Genomic DNA, 5,733 nt, shown 5'->3' with positions numbered 1-5,733 from the left:
GACGGCGGGCCACACTCTTGCGTGAGCGTGTGGCCCGCCGTCGTGCTATGCAGCGCGCATCGCGGGGCTGCGGTTCGGTGCCGGCTACTGGGCAGCCGGGGCCAGGTTGCGCCAGGCGCGGCGGTGCAGCAGCACGCCGGCGGCGACGGATACGTTCAGCGACTCCACCGCCGGGTTCATCGGGATGCTCACCGTCGCATGCGCCAGTGCCCGCGCCTGCGGCGTCAGCCCGGTGGTCTCGGCCCCCAGGATCAGGGCCAGTCGTCCCTCCCAGGCCGACAGCCGGTCCAGGGAGCCCGTCGCCCCGGCGTCGAGCGCGGCCAGGTGCCCGCCGGCACGGGTGAAGTCGGTGGCCAGCGCCTGCACCTGAGGCCAGTCCATAAGAGCCACCGGCAGGGAGAAAACATAGCCGCGGCTGGCACGGATCAGTCGGCGGTCCGCAATGGAGGCCAGCCCGGAGTCCACCAACACGATCCCGGCGGCCCCGAAGGCGTAGGCACTGCGGGCGATCGCCCCGATGTTGCCGACGATCCGCACCCCGTCGAGGATCAGCAGGTCGCCGGAGGCCTGCAGTAGGTCCTCGGGCTGCACCGGTGCGGGTACGCGGGCAACACCGAAGATCTCCGGTCGCTTGTCGGAGCGGAACAGGTCCGTGGCCAGCGCCGCCGCCATGACGGTGACGGGGACGCGCCTGCGCGCACACTCGTCCAGTAGCTCACGGGGCGGGCGGGTCGAGTCGAGCACGTACACGTCGGAGAAACGCAGCCCGGCACGCAGAGCGTTCAGCAGAGGCTCATAGTCCTCCACCAGCACGGACTTGCTGGGACGCCCAGAGACCTTGGCCAGGTCGGCGATCCGCTGGGCCGCGGGCGCCGCCCGATCCACCATGACCTCTCCCTCGGGGACGTCCCCGTCTCCGCCCTCGGCCGCCTTCCCGGTCATCTTTACGTCCTCTCCTCGGAGCCAACTCGGTGCGCGGCGAGTCTAGTCGGTCGGTCCTACTTGAACTTGATTACGTAGGGGACGCCACGGAACTCATGGTTCGTCGGTGGGCTGGACGATTATCGTCTGGATCTCAGCGACGTGGATGGTGGTGGTTGTGCTGGTGGTGTGGGTGTCCATCGAGCCCGAAGCGCCGTCGGTGGCGGTGTAGGTGATCGCGTAGGACACTTTGATGTCTACCGGGGTGACGCTGTCCTTGAAGTGCGCGCTGGACCGGTCGAACACGATCTTGCAGTCCGTACCCTTGGCGTCGTTCTCTTCAGTCCACGGGATGCCGAAGCCGGTGCACGTGGCGGTGCCATCCTTAGGCTGAAGGGTCAGCATCGAGGCCGTGGCGGTGATTGTGGCGGTCGTCGACCCAGCCGTAGCCGTCACTTCTACTTCTTTGGGTGTGTCACCCGTGGCCCACACCCAGGTATCCATACCCACGATCGTGGCCCCCACATCCCCAACCATCGGGTTATAGCCGATCGTCGCCGTAGGAATCGTCACCGCATCCCACGCCGCCCGCGCCAACGTCTCACCATCAACCACCGACTCCGGAGCCGCTTGACCGGCAGGCACATACACGGGGGTCTTGCCGTCCAACCACTCCCGAGCATAGGCGTCAAAGTCCCTGGGATCATCCCCCAGGAAATACCTGTAATCGCACGTCGCCCGATACCAATACCCATCGGCATCCTCGGCGTGCTGGTCATACCCGTCGAACATCTCACCCAACGACTCCGCCAGATCCGGATCACTGGTGTTCTCAATCATCTCAGCCGTAGCCGCACCCGTACGCAACTGCTTGTACCAGCACACCGGATGCACCGCGGCGGTCACCACCTGCGACGACGTGGCCACCCCACCACCAGAACCGGAACCAGACCCGTCCGGCGCCGCCGACGTGAACTCCGCATACACCGCTATATCAACCGATCCATCCCCACCCTGCACCACCGAACCAGAAGACGAACCAGAACCAGAAGCCCCGCCCGATACGTCGAAAGCCCACGCATTTGACGACGCCATTACCGGCAATCCGATAGACAACACAACCAAGGCCAATATAGACGCCAGTCGCCTAACTAATCTCATTACTGCACCGTGCACTCATTTGTCGACAGCCTAGCCTCCTCGGAGACCAGCCAACCGTAACCTTCATTCGTAAACGTTACAAGTATTTCAAATCTTCCTCGAAGGTAATCTGGATCAGTATTCTCCTGGCCTGCGGCGTCGTAAGAGGTCAAATCGGACTGATCATCACACACAAGAACTTGGGCCTCAGTGGGACTCATGGCAAACACTTCCGTGACCGATATCCGTACCGTCCCTTCGATGGTCTGCCCAGATGAAGCCTCGTAGTTATTCTCGATAATCTGATACTCCTCGGCGGTCGTAAGCGGTTCAGCGTTTTCTACGCCGGTGCCGGTGAACCAGATGTTCCAGGTCACCTCGTCGTAGTTGACAAAGGCCTCGAGCACCTCGGTCTGCTGCTCATCCAGGTCCTCAGGGATCGACGTAATCACATGCCGATCGGTGGACAGCGACTCCGCAGTGACTATGCCCGCAGCCTCAGCAGAAGCCGCAGCCGACGCAGACGCCTCAGCAGCGGCGGCAGACTCAGACGCCTCCGCCGACGCCGCAGCCTCCGGATCATAGGTGGGGATATTCAGGGGGTTGTCATCCGACTCCGATGAGCACGCCACCAGCGGCCCACACGCCAACAGCAATACGAGCAGACCCGTCAACGAACGACGTAAACGACCCCGCAACGCAGCAGCTAGATGTCCCATACTCACGATCTCCTTAACAGTAGACAGGACAGCGACAGGCAATACAACACAAGCGCCCGGGCCACTCATGGCGTCCAGTACGGATCAGGCGTAGGCGAAGGCGTAGAGCTAAAACCAACATCATCCAAAAGCACCGCACCGTGCCTAACCACAAGCTCCTCAAGGATGTGAGCCTGAGTCGCAGCAATAGCATCATCATTGGTTCGAGTGGTGGAGAAGATCACAGCCGCAGTTCCCTCGAACCAGCCTGCATACGCGTCCCCTCCCTGAATCCAGGACACCACAGTCGCATCCCCGACCGACCGAACACGAGCCCCAGGCCTCGCAGACACAGTATCCAGCACCGACACACCTATATCCTTGTAGTTGACGAGCACATCATCTGCATCCCGAGCCGCCTGAATGTAGAGACCTCGCTCATGAGCGCCATTGACTCCACAGGTCCAATAAGATTCGATCATTTGCTCGTCGAGACCATATACGTTCGTTGCCTCGTCTAAAAGTGGGACAACATCCTCGTCGCTGAGCACCAAACAATATGGCTCGCTGGGACGCGGAGGAGGCAGCTGCTGGTACCCCCACCAAGCCAAACGACCCACCAGCACCAAAACCACAATCATCAACGACACCACAAAAGGCGCACCCAAACGATTAGCGAAGCCCCACATACGCTCAGACAACTTTGACGAACTCATGCAAATACCCACCTAGCCATCAGCCTTGTCGTGCCCCTCCCAGATACCTGAGCCGAACTGGATCTCCAAATCAGACGAGGGGACGTCGGGGCTCTCCATCCAGTGGTTGAACTGCTTCCTGTAAGTGGAGTCAGATAGCAACATGGTCATATCGATCTGATGGTCGTCGTCCATCCAGTCGTAGAGATCGCCGAGATCCTTCTGGTTATAGTCGATGTAGGCGGCGTCGGGCAGTCGTCCCGCGTTCGAGATCTGCGCCATGGCCCCCTGGAAGGCCTCCTGCTGGGCGGCCTCGGACAGGTCCTCGGTATCCTCTACCTGTGTCAGGTCGAACTGGCTCATCTGCTCGGTCAATCCCGGGGTTGCAGCAGTGACCGCAACCGACGCGGCCTGGGCGCCCGGATGCGGCACTACCGACAAACCCGCGCCGAAGGCACCCAGAATAGTCGAGGCGGCAAGTTCGTTGGCATGTGCCTCACTTTCACCATGACCGGTCAGCGCACTGACTGCGGATTGCTCAATGAACCCCAGGAGTGCGCCGTCATTCCTGCTGGCGGTCTTGAACGCCTCGTCCATCCCCGATCCGTCACCCAAAGTGGCGTCGGGGTACTCGTCGAGGATGGCCTGGTTGCGAGCCGTGGAGTAGCGGCCGACCGCGTTCGACAGGATCGACAGCGAACTCTCCTCCATACCGACCAAGCGGGTCAGTGCGCGGATGTCTGACTCGTGGTTGTCGGGCAGCGCGGCGGGCCGCGTCGCATCCCCAACAAACACCGCCCCCGAAGAGTCCACATTGCCGTTGATGACGTCCTCAATATCCGCCATGGAGTTGCCAAGAATAATGGCGGTGTTGTCCCTACCCGTCTGGGTGAATGCTTCCTCATCTAGACCGCTGAGGTAAGTCATCGCCTCTCCGGTCGCCCACGCGGCGCGCTCGTCCGTCGAATCATCAGACGGCATGCGCTGTGCAGAGGCCCCTGCCATCGCGGTCGTCAAGGCCTCGTTGCCCTTGTCAGGGTCCCAGGTGCGGTTGGTAAGCAACTCCCAGCGGTCCACCGAGGCCTGGCTGGGAACCCAATGACCTGAGCCGTCGACCGATCCCCCATCCTCGGGTGCCAGGTATCCCAGCGCGGCCTCGGTGTTGGTGCCCATCGCGGTCAGCACGCCCTGAAGCGGGTCCAGGCTTTCGCGCGTGTACACGCGACCGTATTCGTCAACCTTGTTGGCGGGCATGGGATAGGTCGGCCGGGTTCCGTCATACGGCAGCTCCTCCATCCGATCCGCCAAATCAACCAAGAAACCCGTGTCGTAGTACAGACCATCAACCGACAACAACGCATTCATCGCCGCGGTGCGGCCCTTGTGACCGTCCTCGGTCACCGCCGTCTCCAACGCGGCCGCAAGTCGAGGACCCGTGACATCATGGTGAGAAGCCGCCGCCAGGACATGCCCCATCGTATTCACAACCGAGTCGGTCGCCGCCTCATCCTCGGCCTTCGGATGAGCATACTGAGAGGTGCCGCTACTCGCAGTAGAGTAAGTGTTATCCGCCTGCACCTGCTGGACCATGTCCAGGAAAGTATCTACTCCCACGGTGTTTACTAAGGCAGCACCGTAGATGTCAATATCCTGCTTCTTCGACATGGCCTCGGCGATTTCCTCGACGGTGCGGCCGTCTTCCGCGGTCCCGTCCTTACTGGCCAGTGCCTGCTTCAGTGACGTGGCATCAGCCTTAGCGTCTGCAACCGACTGGCTATTGTAAGTCTTGACGTTCTCCGGGGTGTCCTCCACCCCATCAGGCAGGTAGTAACAAACGGTGCCGTCGGTGGAGCCGAAGGTGATGCCGGAATCGTTCATGGCGATCGCCTCATCCAGACGGGTCTGCAGATCATCGATGATTTGCTGGAGACCGCCCAGCAACCCCGACATATTCGTAGACGGCATATTCGTAGACGTACCGCCCAGTCTCGCCACAGCAGCAGAGGATGGAGTGATAGCGTACGCCTGCAAAGAAGGAATCCATCCGAAGAGCATCTCCCCAACCCCCTCCACCGGCTCCTCGACCCAGTAGTCGTTCAGGGTATACAAGTCAGAGCGCACAGCCTCTCGCGGTGACAGTCAAATCAATACTGGTGCCAATATCATCGGCCAGCGGTGAAGACCACACCTTGCCCAACTGCCCGCTAGGTCCTGTTGTGTAAGTGCTTGGGTGGCGGTGCGCGGTTGGGTGTCTGTGTGCGCGGCCGTCGAACCTGTCA

Annotated in this window: 5 protein-coding genes; all 5 read right to left on the bottom strand. The window is 61.4% G+C overall.

What is annotated here, in order from left to right; all coding sequences use genetic code 11:
- Positions 1–84: 84 nt before the first annotated feature.
- Entirely contained in the window at positions 85–942 is an 858-nt protein-coding gene (locus DRB06_RS07065) for an RNA methyltransferase (RefSeq protein WP_111819506.1), read from the bottom strand.
- A gap of 93 nt (positions 943–1,035) precedes the next feature.
- Positions 1,036–2,016, bottom strand: a complete 981-nt coding sequence (locus tag DRB06_RS16595) for a hypothetical protein (RefSeq protein WP_258522184.1) — start codon at positions 2,014–2,016, stop codon at positions 1,036–1,038.
- A gap of 65 nt (positions 2,017–2,081) precedes the next feature.
- Positions 2,082–2,780: a hypothetical protein gene (locus DRB06_RS07055; RefSeq protein ID WP_111819505.1), complete on the bottom strand. Its 699-nt coding sequence runs from the start codon at positions 2,778–2,780 to the stop codon at positions 2,082–2,084.
- Between the two features lie 65 nt (positions 2,781–2,845).
- Positions 2,846–3,475: a hypothetical protein gene (locus DRB06_RS15825; RefSeq protein WP_146750829.1), complete on the bottom strand. Its 630-nt coding sequence runs from the start codon at positions 3,473–3,475 to the stop codon at positions 2,846–2,848.
- Positions 3,476–3,487: 12 nt separating this feature from the next.
- A complete protein-coding gene (locus tag DRB06_RS07050; protein WP_146750828.1) occupies positions 3,488–5,563 on the bottom strand; it encodes a DUF6571 family protein in 2,076 nt (691 codons plus the stop codon).
- Positions 5,564–5,733: the final 170 nt, after the last annotated feature.

It is taken from the genome of Actinomyces sp. Z5 (assembly GCF_003287795.1).
GTDB classification, from domain to species: Bacteria; Actinomycetota; Actinomycetes; order Actinomycetales; family Actinomycetaceae; genus Actinomyces; species Actinomyces glycerinitolerans.
The sequence above is the reverse complement of the archived record's forward strand: the minus strand, read 5'-3'. Positions and strand labels throughout refer to the sequence as shown.